General features: G+C 72.8%; 14 protein-coding genes and 1 pseudogene. 10 read left to right on the forward strand and 5 right to left on the reverse strand.

Going from position 1 to position 14,073, the window contains the following annotated elements; all coding sequences use genetic code 11:
* Positions 1-37 precede the first annotated feature (37 nt).
* Entirely contained in the window at positions 38-1,669 is a 1,632-nt protein-coding gene (gene ctaD, locus ACGFZN_RS01390) for a cytochrome c oxidase subunit I (protein WP_393856389.1), read from the reverse strand.
* A 106-nt stretch (positions 1,670-1,775) separates the two neighbouring features.
* Between ctaD and ACGFZN_RS01395 the strand changes: the two are divergent.
* Together ACGFZN_RS01395 and ACGFZN_RS01400 are read left to right on the forward strand one after the other, a co-directional pair.
* A pseudogene (locus tag ACGFZN_RS01395) lies at positions 1,776-2,276 on the forward strand (RNA polymerase sigma factor); the annotation flags it as partial.
* Positions 2,277-2,823: 547 nt separating this feature from the next.
* Complete coding sequence (locus ACGFZN_RS01400; RefSeq protein WP_393856390.1) at positions 2,824-3,813, forward strand: CU044_5270 family protein; 990 nt, start codon at positions 2,824-2,826, stop codon at positions 3,811-3,813.
* A 62-nt stretch (positions 3,814-3,875) separates the two neighbouring features.
* Here ACGFZN_RS01400 and ACGFZN_RS01405 read toward each other — a convergent pair whose 3' ends face one another.
* The gene (locus ACGFZN_RS01405) at positions 3,876-4,241 is read right to left on the reverse strand and encodes a nuclear transport factor 2 family protein (RefSeq protein ID WP_393856391.1); all 366 of its coding nucleotides are present in this window, start codon (positions 4,239-4,241) and stop codon (positions 3,876-3,878) included.
* A gap of 243 nt (positions 4,242-4,484) precedes the next feature.
* Between ACGFZN_RS01405 and ACGFZN_RS01410 the strand changes: the two genes are divergently transcribed.
* From ACGFZN_RS01410 to ACGFZN_RS01425, 4 genes are all read left to right on the forward strand, one after another.
* Entirely contained in the window at positions 4,485-4,790 is a 306-nt protein-coding gene (locus ACGFZN_RS01410) for a hypothetical protein (protein WP_393856392.1), read from the forward strand.
* Between the two features lie 123 nt (positions 4,791-4,913).
* The gene (locus ACGFZN_RS01415) at positions 4,914-5,999 is read left to right on the forward strand and encodes an S-(hydroxymethyl)mycothiol dehydrogenase (RefSeq protein ID WP_393856393.1); all 1,086 of its coding nucleotides are present in this window, start codon (positions 4,914-4,916) and stop codon (positions 5,997-5,999) included.
* The gene (locus ACGFZN_RS01420; RefSeq protein WP_393856394.1) at positions 5,999-6,628 is read left to right on the forward strand and encodes an MBL fold metallo-hydrolase; all 630 of its coding nucleotides are present in this window, start codon (positions 5,999-6,001) and stop codon (positions 6,626-6,628) included. The genes ACGFZN_RS01415 and ACGFZN_RS01420 overlap by 1 nt, the downstream gene beginning before the upstream one ends.
* Before the next feature lie 71 nt (positions 6,629-6,699).
* On the forward strand, positions 6,700-7,488 hold the full coding sequence (locus ACGFZN_RS01425; protein ID WP_393856395.1) for an SDR family NAD(P)-dependent oxidoreductase: 789 nt from the start codon (positions 6,700-6,702) through the stop codon (positions 7,486-7,488).
* 4 nt (positions 7,489-7,492) lie between these two features.
* Here the strand turns inward: ACGFZN_RS01425 and ACGFZN_RS01430 are convergent, their stop codons facing one another.
* Positions 7,493-8,881, reverse strand: coding sequence for a pyridoxal phosphate-dependent decarboxylase family protein (locus ACGFZN_RS01430; protein ID WP_393856396.1), 1,389 nt, complete (start codon positions 8,879-8,881; stop codon positions 7,493-7,495).
* Positions 8,882-9,141: 260 nt separating this feature from the next.
* On the opposite strand from ACGFZN_RS01430, the gene ACGFZN_RS01435 reads away from it, so the two are divergent.
* A complete protein-coding gene (locus tag ACGFZN_RS01435) occupies positions 9,142-9,837 on the forward strand; it encodes a L,D-transpeptidase family protein (protein ID WP_393856397.1) in 696 nt (231 codons plus the stop codon).
* 153 nt (positions 9,838-9,990) lie between these two features.
* Entirely contained in the window at positions 9,991-10,176 is a 186-nt protein-coding gene (locus ACGFZN_RS01440) for a hypothetical protein (protein WP_153537178.1), read from the forward strand.
* Positions 10,177-10,266: 90 nt separating this feature from the next.
* On the opposite strand, the gene ACGFZN_RS01445 is transcribed toward ACGFZN_RS01440, so the two are convergent.
* Positions 10,267-11,652, reverse strand: coding sequence for a S1 family peptidase (locus ACGFZN_RS01445; RefSeq protein WP_393856398.1), 1,386 nt, complete (start codon positions 11,650-11,652; stop codon positions 10,267-10,269).
* A 272-nt stretch (positions 11,653-11,924) separates the two neighbouring features.
* On the opposite strand from ACGFZN_RS01445, the gene ACGFZN_RS01450 reads away from it, so the two are divergent.
* Both ACGFZN_RS01450 and ACGFZN_RS01455 read left to right on the forward strand, forming a co-directional pair.
* The gene (locus tag ACGFZN_RS01450) at positions 11,925-13,103 is read left to right on the forward strand and encodes a MalY/PatB family protein (protein ID WP_393856399.1); all 1,179 of its coding nucleotides are present in this window, start codon (positions 11,925-11,927) and stop codon (positions 13,101-13,103) included.
* Between the two features lie 70 nt (positions 13,104-13,173).
* Positions 13,174-13,560 (forward strand): PPOX class F420-dependent oxidoreductase, encoded by a 387-nt coding sequence (locus ACGFZN_RS01455; protein ID WP_393856400.1) that lies wholly within the window; start codon positions 13,174-13,176, stop codon positions 13,558-13,560.
* 64 nt (positions 13,561-13,624) lie between these two features.
* Here the strand turns inward: ACGFZN_RS01455 and ACGFZN_RS01460 are convergent, their stop codons facing one another.
* Entirely contained in the window at positions 13,625-14,044 is a 420-nt protein-coding gene (locus ACGFZN_RS01460; protein WP_330336316.1) for a zinc ribbon domain-containing protein, read from the reverse strand.
* Positions 14,045-14,073: the final 29 nt, after the last annotated feature.

A 14,073-nucleotide genomic window follows, 5' to 3' on the forward strand; every position in this document is an offset into this window, starting at 1 on the left:
ACTCCACGACGCGCGCCCGGCTCTTCCCGTTCCGTTATCACACGCTCAACTCGCGCCGGTCGAGCGGTGTTTCCGGGTGGTGCAGGTCGAACGCCGGGGACTCGCTGCGGATCCGCGGCAGGGTGACGAAGTTGTGCCGCGGCGGCGGGCAGGACGTCGCCCACTCCAGCGAACGGCCGTAGCCCCACGGGTCGTCCACGCCGACCGGCTTGCCGTACTTGGCCGTCTTCCACACGTTGTAGAGGAACGGCAGGATCGACAGGCCGAGCAGGAACGAGAAGATGGTCGAGACCGTGTTGAGCGTGGTGAGCCCCTCGGCCGCGAGATAGTCGGGAATCCGGCGCTGCATTCCGTTCGCGCCCAGCCAGTGCTGGACCAGGAAGGTGCCGTGGAAGCCGATGAACAGCGTCCAGAAGGTGATCTTGCCCAGGCGCTCGTCCAGCATCTTGCCGGTGAACTTCGGCCACCAGAAGTGGAATCCCGCGAACATCGCGAACACCACCGTGCCGAAGAGGACGTAGTGGAAGTGGGCCACCACGAAATACGAGTCGGAGGTGGCGAAATCGAGCGGCGGCGAGGCGAGCAGGACACCGGTCAGGCCGCCGAAGACGAACGTGACGAGGAATCCCAGCACCCAGAGCATCGGCGTCTCGAAGGACAGCGAGCCCTTCCACATGGTGCCGATCCAGTTGAAGAACTTCACACCGGTCGGGACGGCGATCAGGAAGGTCATGAAGGAGAAGAACGGCAGCAGCACACCGCCGGTGACGTACATGTGGTGCGCCCACACCGTGACCGACAGGCCGGCGATGGAGATGGTCGCGGCGATCAGGCCCATGTAGCCGAACATCGGCTTGCGCGAGAACACCGGGATCACTTCGGAGATGATCCCGAAGAACGGCAGCGCGATGATGTACACCTCCGGATGGCCGAAGAACCAGAAGAGGTGTTGCCACAGCAGGGCGCCGCCGTTGGTGGCGTCGAAGACGTGGGCGCCGAACTTGCGGTCCGCCTCCAGGGCGAACAGCGCGGCGGCCAGCACCGGGAAGGCCAGCAGGACCAGGACACCGGTCAGCAGCACGTTCCAGGTGAAGATCGGCATGCGGAACATCGTCATGCCCGGGGCGCGCATGCAGATGATCGTGGTGATGAAGTTGACCGAGCCGAGGATGGTGCCGAAACCGGACATGGCCAGACCCATGATCCACATGTCGGCGCCGACGCCCGGGCTGCGGACCGCGTCCGACAGCGGCGAGTAGGCGAACCAGCCGAAGTCGGCCGCGCCCTGCGGGGTGAGGAAGCCGCCGACCGCGATGGTCGAGCCGAACAGGTACAGCCAGTAGGCGAACATGTTCAGCCGCGGGAACGCCACGTCGGGCGCGCCGATCTGCAGCGGCATGATCCAGTTGGTGAAGCCGGCGAACAGCGGCGTCGCGAACATCAGCAGCATGATCGTGCCGTGCATCGTGAACGCCTGGTTGAACTGCTCGTTCGACATGATCTGCAGGCCCGGCCGGGCCAGCTCGGCGCGCATGAGCAGCGCCATCACGCCACCGATCAGGAAGAACGCGAACGCGGTGACCAAGTAGAGCGTTCCGATCGTCTTGTGATCGGTGGTCGTGAGCCACCGTACGGCCGTTAGGCCCCTGAAGTCTCTGATCCTCTTCACGCCCCGCCTGTGTCCGCGCCCGGCCCACCGGCCACACTCGGACGACGCGAGAAGCATCACGGAAGAAGGGTGTGACGATCCTGGCGGTGCCGGACACGAACGGAACATGAGCAACGACGAGGTCTTCGCCGCTGCCTATCGCGAGCACTACTGGGCGGTCAGCCGCTACGTCGCGCGACGGCTGCCCGGGCAGAGCGACGAGGTGGAGGAAGTGGTGGCGGAGGTGTTCACGACCGCCTGGCGGCGCCGGCGCGACCTGCCGGACGCGCCGCTGCCCTGGTTGTACGGGGTGGCTCGCAACTGCCTGGCGAACGCGGTGCGCGGCTACGGCCGCCGGCGCCGGCTGGTGGACCGGCTCGGCAACGACGACGCCGCGCACGGCCGGCACCTCGTGGACAGCCCGGACGCGGAGCCGCCCGGCGCCTGGGTGCACGAGGCCCTGGACCGGCTCTCCCCGGCCGACCGGGAGATCCTGCGCCTCGCGGCCTGGGAGGAACTCGACGCCGGGCAGATCGCCGTGGTCCTCGGGTGCGGCAGGCGCGCGGCGACGATGCGCCTGCACCGCGCCCGCCGCCGCCTCCGCACCGAGATAGCCCGCCTGCGCCCCACGGACCCCGCACCGGACTCGACGACCAGGCCGGGACCGGGCCGCGAAGCGCCGGAGGATGTACCGCCGCTCGAATCCGGGCCAGGCGCCGGGGCACCGGGGGAGGGTCCGCTTTCCGGGTTTCGTCCGGGCGTCGGGGTGCCGGAGGAGGGTCCGCTTTCAGGGTTTCGGCCGCGTGCCGGGGGAGTGGAGGAGGGCCCGCCTCCCGGGTTTCGGCGGGGTGCCGGGGTGCCGGAGGGGGGTCCGCTTTCCGGGTTTCGGCCGGGTGCCGGGGTGCCGGGGGAGCATCCGCCTCCCGGGTTTCGGCCGGGTACCGGGGCGCCGGAGGAGGATCCGCCTCCCGGGTTTCGGCGGGGTGCCGGGGTGCCGGAGGGGGGTCCGCTTTCCGGGTTTCGGCCGGGTGCCGGGGTGCCGGGGGAGCATCCGCCTCCCGGGTTTCGGCCGGGTACCGGGGTGCCGGCGGCCGTGCCTCGCGCCGGGCGCCCCGCGCACCCTGCGCACCCCGCCCCCGCCCCTGCCGACGTACCGCTGCGCAAGGACCCCCGCCATGCCTGACGAACTCGAACTGCTCCGCGACGCCAACCCGGTCCCGGCTCACGGCCCGTACTACGGCGACGGGCCGCTGGACCACCGCGCCGAGCGGCGGCTGGAGCTGCTGCTGCGAGACGAGCCCACTCCGCCCGTCCGGCGCCGGGTGCCGGGCGCCCGGCCGCTGTGGGGCCTCGCCGCCACCGCCGCCGTGCTGGCCACCGTGTTCACCGCACTTCTCGGCGGCCCGAGCGGCCAGCCCGCCGTCGCCGCGCCCCGCCCGCTGACCGTCCTGGCCCACTCCGCCGCCGTACCGCTGGACCGGATGTCCCGGCTGGCCGCCGCTGCCGCCGCCGACGGCTCGCCCGGCCTGCGCAGGGGCACCCATGTGCAGTCCTGGAGTCTCGGCATGAGCGACGACAAGCCGCCCGTGACCCTGCCGGAGGAGCGGGTGGTGCGCTGGCTGCCGGACGACAGCCACACGGAACTCGTCGTGGCGACCGACCCGCGTCACCCGGGCCGCCCGGTCCTCACCGACGAGGGCGACGCTCCGCGCCTGGTGGCGGACGGCCATGTGCTGAGCCGTACCACCTACCCGCCGAGCTGGAGCGACGCCCCGCCCGAGGCGAGCCCCCCACACGATCCGGCCGCCCTGCGGGCCTATCTCACCGAGACGGCCCGCACCGCCACCGGCTCCCTGACCACCCCGGAACTCCTGGACGCGGTCGGCGAGTTGCTGGACCACTGGACCCTGGGAGCCCGCGAGTCGGCCGCGCTGGTGCGGGTCCTCGCGGACGCCCGGGGACTGCGCCCCGCCGGCCAGGTGACGGACCGGCTGGGGCGTCCCGGACAGGCGTACACGTACGACGGCCGGGGCGAGCGGCGCCTGCTGATCCTCGATCCGCGCACCGGCGCCGTCCTCGGTCTGGAGACCACTGTCACCCGGGACGAGCCGCGGTACGGCGTGAAGGCCGGGGACGTGATGTCGTACAGCGCCTGGATGCGCTGACCGTGCGGACCGTTCCGGTGCGCCTCAGCGCCTCGTGCCGCCGGCGGTCGTGCCGGGCGCGCCTACTCGTCCCAGACCTGGATGATCAACTGGTTGGCTATCCTGCCGTCGCGCAACGTGACCATCGACTCGGCCAGCACACGGGTGCCGTCCCCGTACTGGCAGGACTCGCTGAACGCGGCGTGGTCGCCCTGCACGACGCACTGGTCGAGCCGGTGCGTCATGTCGCGGCTGTAGACGTCGTGCAGCAACTGGGCGATCTCCCGCCGGCCGTGCAGCACGGTGGGATGGCTGGGCTGGTGCTCGTGGTCGACGATGCGGATCTCCGCGTCGTCGGCGTACAGCGCCAGAAGGGTGTTGCCGGTGGTCCCTTCTATGCCGCGGCGCAGTGTCTCGATGTCGAAGGCGGAACCTGTCGTGGTGCCCATGGGTGACCTCCTTCGGGCGCCGGCGGCCCGGCGGGCGCAGGCCGCGCGGATCCCCACCCTTAGAGACTCCTCCGGCCCGACGACCCCGGCAAGCGCAGCCCCGACGCCCCGCCAGGCCCACCCCGGCGGCCAGGACGAGCACAGTCCCGCGCCCCCGGCAAGCGCGGACCGCGGCCTCCGCCTCACGGGTGAGCGCGGGCCGCCGGCCGTGTCCGGACCCGGGGTGCCGCCGTTGCTGAGGGCATGACCTCAACACGACGTATCGTCGCAGCCCTCGGTCTCGCCGCCGGTGTCACGGGCCTTGCCGCGCCGCTGGCGCACGCGGCCGACGCCAGTGCGCGGCACACCGGGATGATCCCGCCGCCCATGGCCACGCTCGACTCGCTCACCGTCAGCGACATCCCGGCCCAACACAGGGCGGAGGTCCCCCGGGTCTCCGAGCAGATGCGCGCCATGAACCAGGTCGGCGAGCTGAACCGGCTCAACGAGCTGCACCAGGTCACCGACCTCGCGGCGCCCGCGACGGGCCTGGTGCCGGACGTCGAGTAGGCGGTCCGGCGCGAACCCGATGCGCCGGTGCGGGAGTTCGTGACACGGATCGGACACTCCCCGCGGACGCCGTCCGGTCGAGCGTAGGGTCGGCGGGAAGGCAATCGAGGAAGGGGCCAGACCATGGCGCAGGAAGTCCGCGGCGTGATCGCACCGGGGAAGGACCAGCCCGTACGGGTCGAGACGGTCGTCGTGCCGGATCCCGGCCCCGGCGAGGCCGTCGTACGCGTCCAGGCCTGCGGTGTCTGTCATACCGATCTGCACTACAAGCAGGGCGGCATCTCGGACGACTTCCCCTTCCTCCTCGGCCATGAGGCCGCCGGTGTGGTGGAAGCGGTCGGCGACGGGGTCACCGACGTGGCGCCCGGTGACTTCGTGATCCTCAACTGGCGTGCGGTGTGCGGGAATTGCCGGGCCTGTCTGCGTGGCCGGCCCTGGTACTGCTTCAACACGCACAACGCGAAGCAGAAGATGACCCTGGCGGACGGCACCGAGCTGTCACCCGCCCTGGGCATCGGCGCCTTCGCCGAGAAGACCCTCGTGGCGGCGGGCCAGTGCACCAAGGTCGACCCGGCGGTCTCCCCGGCGGTCGCCGGGCTGCTGGGCTGCGGGGTGATGGCCGGCATCGGCGCGGCCATCAACACCGGGAACGTCGGCCGGGGCGACTCCGTCGCCGTGATCGGCTGCGGCGGCGTCGGCTGCGCGGCCGTGGCCGGGTCCCGCCTCGCCGGCGCGGCGGAGATCATCGCGGTGGACATCGACGACCGCAAGCTGGAGACCGCCAGGAAGCTGGGCGCCACCCACACCGTCAACTCGAGGAACACCGACCCTGTCGAGGCGATCCGCGAACTGACCGGCGGCTTCGGCGCCGACGTCGTCGTCGAGGCCGTCGGCCGCCCCGAGACCTACAAGCAGGCCTTCTACGCCCGCGACCTCGCCGGCACCGTCGTCCTGGTCGGCGTCCCCACGCCCGAGATGCGGCTCGAACTGCCCCTGCTGGACGTCTTCGGCCGCGGCGGCGCCCTGAAGTCCTCCTGGTACGGCGACTGCCTGCCCTCCCGTGACTTCCCCATGCTGATCGACCTGCATCTCCAAGGCCGGCTGCCGCTCGACGCGTTCGTCACCGAGACCGTCCGACTGGACGAGGTGGAGAAGGCGTTCGAGCGGATGCACCACGGTGACGTGCTCCGCTCGGTGGTGGTGTTCTGATGACCGTGCGCATCGAGCGCCTCGTCACCAGCGGGCAGTTCACCCTCGACGGCGGCACCTGGGACGTCGAGAACAACGTGTGGCTCGTCGGCGACGAACGGGAGGTGATCGTCATCGACGCCGCCCACGACGCCGAGGCCATCGCCCGCGCCGTCGACGACCGCCGGCTGACCGCCATCGTGTGCACCCACGCCCACAACGACCACGTCAACGCCGCACCCGAACTCGCCGAGCGCACCGGCGCCACCATCTGGCTGCACCCGGACGACCTGCCGCTGTGGAAGATGACCCACCCGCACCGCGACCCCGACCGGCACCTGCTGGACGGCCAGGTCATCGAGGCGGCCGGCGCCGACCTGACCGTGATCCACACCCCGGGACACGCCCCCGGCGCGGTCTGCCTGTACGACCCGGCGCTGGGCACCGTCTTCACCGGGGACACCCTCTTCCAGGGCGGGCCGGGCGCCACCGGACGCACCTACTCCCACTTCCCGACGATCATCGAGTCCATCCGCGACAGGCTCCTCACCCTGCCGCCGGAGACGAAGGTCCTCACCGGCCACGGCGACCCCACCACCATCGGCGCCGAGGCGCCGCACCTTCAGGAGTGGATCAGGCGCGGTCACTGAGACCGGCGTCGGCCGTGCGGACAGCCGGCGGCACCAGTGAAAGAACGCCCGCCGGGCCGTACGGTCGGCGCATGACCGATCACACCCGCTTCGCGGAACACGGAGTTCTCGTCACCGGCGCGGCCCGCGGCATCGGCGCCGCCGTCGCACGCAGGATCGCCGAGGAGGGCGGGCGGGTCCTGGTCACCGACCGGGACCTGCCCGAGGCCGAGCGCACCGCAGCGGACCTGCGCCGGCAGGGACTCGCCGCCGAGGCGTCGGCGTGCGAGGTCACCGACCGCGCCTCGGTGGAGGCGGCCGTCGCCCGCGCCGTCGCCGCGTTCGGCTCGCTCGACGTCCTGGTCAACTGCGCCGCCCACTGCACCCCGGACGCGCCGCTCTTCGAGGACGGCCCCGACGAGGCCTGGGCGCTCGACCTCGACGTGACCCTCACCGGCGCCTACCGCTGCTTCCGCGCCGCCCTGCCCCACCTCGCCGCCTCCGGACGCGGCGCGATCGTCGGCATCGGTTCCGTCAACGGGCTGCAGGACTTCGGCAACCACGCCTACAGCGCCGCCAAGGCCGGCCTCGGCTCGCTCACCCGCACCCTCGCCGGGCACGCCGCGGCGCGGGGCGTGCGGGTGAACCTCGTCGTGCCGGGCACCGTCCGCACCTCGGCGTGGGAGGGCCGCGAGGCCGATCTCGAAGCCCTCCGCGACCTCTATCCGCTCGGCCGGGTCGGCGAACCGGAGGACATCGCCGCAGCGGTCGCCTTCCTCGCCTCCCGCGACGCCGCCTGGATCACCGGCACCACGCTGGTCGTCGACGGCGGGCTCACCGCGGTCAACACCGGCTTCCACACGGCCCTGCGACGCCCCTGAGCCGTCAGCCCGAGGCCGCCGCCAGCGCACGGAGCACCCGCTCGGTGTCGGCCTCGGTGGTGCGCCAGTTGCTGAACGCGGCCCGCAGCCCGGGCACCCCGCCGTACACGGTCGGCGTCAGATAGGCCTCGCCGGACGCGGCCACCGCACGGGCCAGTGCGTCGACCCGCTCCTGGGTGGGCTGCTCGGCGAGGGTGAAGCAGACGACGTTCAGCCGCACCGGCGCCAGCAGGCGCAGGCCCGGCAGCGCCTCCACGCCCGCGCCGAGCCGGCGGGCCAGGGCCACGTTCCGCTCGACGATCTCCCGGTGCCCGGCGCGTCCGTACGCGACCAGCGAGAACCACGCGGGCAGGGCGCGCAGCCGCCGGGAGTTCTCCGGGGTCAGATGCAGGAAGTCGGGCTCGCCGGCCGGCCCGCCCAGATAGGGGGAGGCGTTGTGGAAGACCTTCACCTGCAGGTCACGGCGCCGGGTGAACTGCACGGCCGCGTCATAGGGGACGTTGAGCCACTTGTGCAGGTCCACGCAGACCGAGTCGGCCGCGTCGAGACCGTCGACCAGCGCGGCGTACTCGGGAGAGAGCGCGGCGAAACCGCCGAACGCGGCGTCGACGTGCAGCCAGAAGCCGTAGGAGTCCTTCAGCGCGGCGATCGCCCGCAGATCGTCGAAGTCGACGGTGTTCACGGTGCCGGCGTTGGCCACGACGATCGCCGGCCGGCCGCGCAGCCGCGCGAGGGCCGACTCCAGCGCGGCCACGTCCACGGCCTCCCGTCCGCCGGGCAGCAGCGGCACCTTCCGCAGCCGGTCCCGGCCGATGCCCAGGACCGACATCGCCTTCTCCACGCTGGAGTGCGGGCTGCCGGAGAGCACGTCGACCGCCCCCAGCGCGGCCGCGCCCGCCCGGGAGACGTCCACCCCCAGCCGCTCGCCCAGCCACTCCCGGCCGATCGCCAGCCCGACCGTGTTGGACACGGTCGCCCCCGTCACGAACGCCCCGCTGTGCGCCTCGCCCAGCCCGAACAGCTCGCGCAGCCAGCCGAGCGTCTCCCGCTCCAGCTCCTGCGCCCACGAACCACCCGCCCCGGACAGGTTCTGGTCGAACACCGACGTCAGCCAGTCCCCGGCGACCGACGCCGGCGTGGCGCCCCCGGTGACGAAGCCCAGATAGCGCGGCCCGGCGGAACCGGAGAACCCCGGCGCCCACCGCTCACCGAACCACCCGAGCGCCGCCGCCGCGCCCACGCCCTCCTCGGGCAGCGCCGCCCGCTTGGGCGCCGCCCCGCCGACGGCGACCGGCCGCTCGGCCAGGCCCACCGCCTCCCGGGCGGCGAAGTCGCGGGCAGACTGGAGGAGTTCGGGGAGCCGGGAGAGGTCGCCGGCGAGGGTGGGGTGCATGTACGGCAGCGTAGAGCGGGCAGGAAGCGGTGGGCCCGGTCCAATACGGGAGAACTGGACTGGACGGCGCGGGCCACCCTCGCCGGGCGACGGTACGGACGGGGCCGTCGGACCGCACTCCCCGGTTCACCGTTTCGTCACAGTCTGACCGGAAGCACAACCCCTGTGTGTCCGAGCAGGTCTAGTAGGGCGAGAACGCGGGAATCGCGCAGGGGAGCGCCTGGGGCAAACCCCGGGCGGATTGGGGAGAAGGGGATCACGTGGGGGACATACGCAGACGGGGTGTCGTCGTGCTGGGGGTCACGGGGCTGGTGGCGCCGCTCACACTCGCCCTCACCGCCGCGCCGGCCCAGGCCGCGAGCTGCACCACGCAGACCGGGCCGTACCAGAAGCAGGTGGAGAAGTTCCTCGGCCGGCCGGTCGACGGCAAGCAGTCCGCGGCCGACTGCAAGGCCATCAAGGCCTTCCAGGACAAACATGGCATCACGCCCGACATCGGCTACGCCGGCCCCGTCACCTGGGGCGTGATGGATCTCATGAACAAGCAGAAGGCCGTGGGGAGCAACCCCAACAAGGACGGCGCGTGCCCGGTGAACAAGGGCCGGATCGCCTGTGTGAACCTCACGCTCCAGCTGAGCTGGGTCCAGGACGGCAAGAAGCTCGTCTACGGACCGGTGCCCGTGCGCACCGGCCGCAAGGGGTATGCCACCCGCACCGGCCTGAAGAAGATCTACTGGCGGGACATCGATCACGTCTCCAGCGTCTACAACGTGCCGATGCCCTACAGTCAGTTCTTCGACGGCGGCCAGGCCTTCCACTCGGTCAACCTGAGCATGTGGAACCCACCGGGCTCGCACGGCTGCGTGAACATGACGACCAAGGACGCCAAGGCTTACTGGTCCCTGTTGAGGACCGGCGACGACGTCTTCGTCTACGGCCGCAAGCCGGGCACCTGAGCCGCCGCCGTCCCAGCGGTCCCGGCACCCGTGCCGGGTTATGGGTCGGTGTGAACTCGCGCACGGTGCTTGACAGATCGACGTGATGAGGACCACGTCCGTAATGTCCGTATGGAGTGCAGTTACTCACAGCGCCTTCACCTCGATCGGCATATGCTTCACAGCATGTCCACCACTGTTGAAGCCGCTCCCGAGCGTTCGGCCGCGGAGGTCAACGAGGAGATCAGGGCCCTGTGGCGCCGGTCGGGCGGGACACTGACCACCGAGCAGCGCGCCGAGTACCAGCGCCTCGTGATGGAGTGGGCCGCCGCGACACCGCGCTCGCAGCGGGCCGCCTGACCCGCCTCACGCGGATCGCGCCGAACCCTCGAGGGCACCCGCTAGCACGGGTGCCCTTCGTATGTCCCCGTCTTGTCCTGTCCCCGTACCTCAGCCCCAGGTCGCCGAGTAGTGCCGCTGATAGGCCTTGCGGTCCTGCTCGGCCCGTATGTAGCGGGTCGCGGCGAGCGCGATCAGACTGCCCGCGATGACCAGCAGCCCGGGACCGACGTTCCGGGTGTCCGTCAGCCGTGCCAGCAGCGTCCGTCCCGCGGCGCCGGTCACCGGCGCCGCGGTCCCCGGCGACGCCGCGTTCGGCGCCATCGCGCCCCGGGCGGCCGGGGCGGACGGCGCGGGGGAGGCGCTCGGGGCGCCGGCGCCCGAGCTCTGCGCCGACACGATGAGCTTGACGTTCAGCACCGACAGTGCCCGCGTCACCGGCTGGAAGAACGTCGTACCACCCGTGGTGCAGTCGCCGTTGCCGCCCGAGGTCACACCGAGCGCGATCCCGTCGGAGAACAGCGGCCCGCCGCTGTCGCCGGGCTCCGCGCACACCGTGGTCTGGATGAGCCCGGTGACCGTGCCCTCCGGGTAGTTGACGGTCGCGTTCAGCGCGGTGACCGTTCCGTCGTGCAGTCCGCTGGTGCTGCCGCTGCGGAACACCCGCTGCCCCACCGCCGCGTCCGCGACGCCCGTGATCCGCACTCCGTTGCCGCCGCCGATCGCGACGACGTCGGCGCCGTCACCGGCCCGGCCGGAGGCGTACTGCACGAGCGAGAAGTCGTTGCCGGGGAAGGTGCTGCTCACCGTCCGGCCGAGCTGCCGGCCGCCCTGGGCGTCCGCGAACCAGATCGATCCTGCGGGACCGCAGTGACCGGCCGTGAGAATGAAGTCACTGCGCCCGTCGGTCACATTGAACCCGGCCGAACAGCGGCCCCCGGTCGACAGGATCGGCTGGGCGCCGTTCAGCCGCGTGGTGAACGTGCCCTTCGTCCGCTCCATCCGCACGAAGCTCCCGATCCGCGCCGCCACCCGGCTCATCCTGGACCAGTCGCCCGCGGACACCGTGCTGTCCGCGCTGACCACGACCCGGTTGGTGCGGTAGTCCACCGCCCAGGCGGTCCCCGCCACGCGCGGCGCCGAACGCAGCGCGGCCGTCGCCGACTTGAGCTCGTCCATGCTGTGCCGCACGACCTTCGCCTCGGCGCCCGCGCGCCGTACCTCACGGGCCGCCGCCCCGTCGGTGACGGCGACGACCGGTCGGCCGTCCGCGCCGATCCAGTCGCCCGCCGTGCGCGCCGTGCCGAGCCGCGCCACCAGCGCGGCCCCCGTGCCCCCGGCGCCGGATCCGGACGCGGCGGCGAGCGGTCTGGCGGCGGCCGGCGGTGACTCGCTCGCCATGGCCGCCTGGGTGACCATCGCGCCGCCCAGGAGGAGTCCGGCGACCGCCGTCAGGCGGGTCACCCGCCGGACGATCCGTCGTCGTGCGTGCCGCATGCGGGGCTCCCGAAACCGAAACCGAACCGAACGCACGCCGGCCCGTCCCGGCGGCGCGAGGCCCCGCCTCGTCCAGGGCCCGCACCTCCATACGCGCCCGACGGGCGCGGCGTTCAGCACCCGGCGGCGGGGCGCGGCCGGCGTACCGGGTCGTGGGCCCGCCCGAGGGAGGATCCGAGCGAGAGGCGGCCGGTCGTCCGGGCCGGTCTTCGGCGCGGTACCCGGTGGCACGGCCGTTCCACCGGCTCCGCCGCGCTCCTATCGTGATCCTCATGACCGACATCCCGCACGTCATGCCCGGTGGATCCGGCCCGCTGCAGGCGCTCGGCCTGGAGCAGCTGCGCCGCCGTACGAGCATGAAATGGCGCACCTACCCCGAGGACGTACTGCCGCTGTGGGTGGCCGAGATGGACGTCCCGCTCGCCGAACCCGTCGTCCGCGCCGTGACCGACGCGCTCGCCCTCGGCGACACCGGATACCCGGCCGGCACCGCCTACGCCGAGGCCCTGGCCGCCTTCGCCGCCGAACGCTGGGACTGGGACGGGATCGCCGTCGAGCGCACCGCTATCGTTCCGGACGTGATGCTCGGCGTGGTCGAGATGATCAAGCTGGTCACCGGGCCCGGCGATCCGGTGGTCGTCAACCCGCCGGTGTATCCGCCGTTCTTCCAGTTCGTCGCCCACATGGACCGGCGGGTGCTCGAAGCCCCGCTCGGCGCCGGTCAGCGTCTCGACCTCGCCGCCCTGGAGCGGGCGTTCCGCGCGGCGGGCGCGGGGTCCGGGCGCGCCGCCTTCCTGCTGTGCAGCCCGCACAACCCCACCGGCACCGTGCACACAGCCGAGGAGCTGGCCGCCGTCGCCGCCCTCGCCGAACGGTACGGCGTCCGCGTCGTCGCCGACGAGATCCACGCCCCGCTCGTCGCCCCGGGCGTCGACTTCGTGCCGTATCTGAGCGTGCCCGGCGCCGAGCGCGGCCTGTCGCTGATGTCGGCCTCCAAGGGCTGGAACCTGGCCGGACTCAAGGCCGCCCTCGCCGTCGCCGGCCCCGCGGCGGCCACCGACCTCGGCCGGCTCCCCGAGGAGGTGGGCCACGGCCCCAGCCACGTCGGCGTCATCGCCCACACCGCCGCCCTGCGCGAGGCCACCGACTGGCTGGACGCCCTGCTCGCCGGGGTGCAGGCCAACCGGCGCCTGCTCACCGCCCTGCTCGCCGAGCACCTGCCCGCGGTCCGCGCCTGCCCCGCCGAGGCCACCTATCTGGCCTGGCTCGACTGCCGCGCCCTCGGTCTCGGCGACGACCCCGCGCAGGTCTTCCTCGACCGCGGCCGGGTCGCGCTCAGCTCGGGCCTGCCCTTCGGCACCGGCGGCGCCGGGCACGTACGGCTGAACCTGGCGACGTCGCCCCAGATCCTCACCGAAGGCGTACGGCGTATGGCGGCGGCCCTGAAGTGACCGGGCGGATCCGGTGAACACCGCGACCGGGCCGGTCCGCCGAGCGCCGCGGCCTCCTACACTGCCCGGCATGGACGACACGCGGCTGGACCGGCTCGGCTCCGGCAAGTACCTGCTGGTGACCAGCTACCGCAAGGACGGCACCCCGGTCGCCACCCCCGTGTGGGCGGTCCGCGACGGGGACGGCCTCGGCGTCTGGACGGCCGCCGACAGCTTCAAGGTCAAGCGGATCCGCCGCCGCGCGGACGTCCTGGTCGGCCCCTGCGACCTGCGCGGCAACCCCACCGGCGACCAGGTCCCGGCCACCGCGGAGATCGCCGACGCCGCCACCACCGCCCGCTACCGGGACCTCATCGCCCGCAAGTACGGCATCCTCGGCCGCCTCACCCTGCTGGGCAGCCGGCTGCGCCGCGGACTGGAGGGCACGGTGGGAATCCGCGTGACCCTCGCGGACTGACCGGCGACCGGAACCGGCCGGGCCACCGGGGAGACGGCCGGACGGCCGGCCGCCCGGCGTTCCGTCAGGTCCAGGCGCCCCGGTAGGGCTCGTCCAGCAGCTGGAAGACGGGCTCGCCGCGCACCGGATCCTGGGCGGTGGACAGCCGGACGCGGTCGCCGCTGTGGATGCCGATCGGCGGGCCCATGACCCGGCCCCGTACGACGAACCCCTCGGCCATCTCGATCAGCGACACGTTGCGTGCCGCGGGCGTGTTGCGGTGCACCACGGTGGAGTGCCGGACCGTGCCGACGCCCTCGCTGCGCTCCGTGCGCAGCTCGCTGCCCTGGCACACCGGACACAGCAGCCGGTGGTACATCGCGGTGCCGCACCAGGTGCAGCGCTGGAAGACGAGGGCGTCCCTGGTGTCCGCGGAGACGGGGTCGAGGACACCCGCCGCGGAGCCGGCCGCCGGATGCGATGCGTTTGCTGAGTACTGGTACACGCTGGTCAACTCCCTGCGCTCGGCCGGAA

This window comes from Streptomyces sp. NPDC048192 (genome assembly GCF_043202415.1).
Lineage (GTDB): Bacteria > Actinomycetota > Actinomycetes > Streptomycetales > Streptomycetaceae > Streptomyces.

Excerpts from the sequence above, each read along its gene's own strand:
- ACGFZN_RS01420 (WP_393856394.1), top strand. The coding sequence starts at position 5,999 with ATGACCGTGCGCATCGAGCGCCTCGTCACCAGCGGGCAGTTCACCCTC.
- ACGFZN_RS01440 (WP_153537178.1), top strand. The coding sequence starts at position 9,991 with ATGCTTCACAGCATGTCCACCACTGTTGAAGCCGCTCCCGAGCGTTCG.
- ACGFZN_RS01425 (WP_393856395.1), top strand. The coding sequence starts at position 6,700 with ATGACCGATCACACCCGCTTCGCGGAACACGGAGTTCTCGTCACCGGC.
- ACGFZN_RS01430 (WP_393856396.1), bottom strand. The coding sequence starts at position 8,881 with ATGCACCCCACCCTCGCCGGCGACCTCTCCCGGCTCCCCGAACTCCTC.
- ACGFZN_RS01450 (WP_393856399.1), top strand. The coding sequence starts at position 11,925 with ATGACCGACATCCCGCACGTCATGCCCGGTGGATCCGGCCCGCTGCAG.
- ACGFZN_RS01405 (WP_393856391.1), bottom strand. The coding sequence starts at position 4,241 with ATGGGCACCACGACAGGTTCCGCCTTCGACATCGAGACACTGCGCCGC.
- ACGFZN_RS01445 (WP_393856398.1), bottom strand. The coding sequence starts at position 11,652 with ATGCGGCACGCACGACGACGGATCGTCCGGCGGGTGACCCGCCTGACG.
- ACGFZN_RS01400 (WP_393856390.1), top strand. The coding sequence starts at position 2,824 with ATGCCTGACGAACTCGAACTGCTCCGCGACGCCAACCCGGTCCCGGCT.
- ACGFZN_RS01455 (WP_393856400.1), top strand. The coding sequence starts at position 13,174 with ATGGACGACACGCGGCTGGACCGGCTCGGCTCCGGCAAGTACCTGCTG.
- ACGFZN_RS01410 (WP_393856392.1), top strand. The coding sequence starts at position 4,485 with ATGACCTCAACACGACGTATCGTCGCAGCCCTCGGTCTCGCCGCCGGT.
- ACGFZN_RS01415 (WP_393856393.1), top strand. The coding sequence starts at position 4,914 with ATGGCGCAGGAAGTCCGCGGCGTGATCGCACCGGGGAAGGACCAGCCC.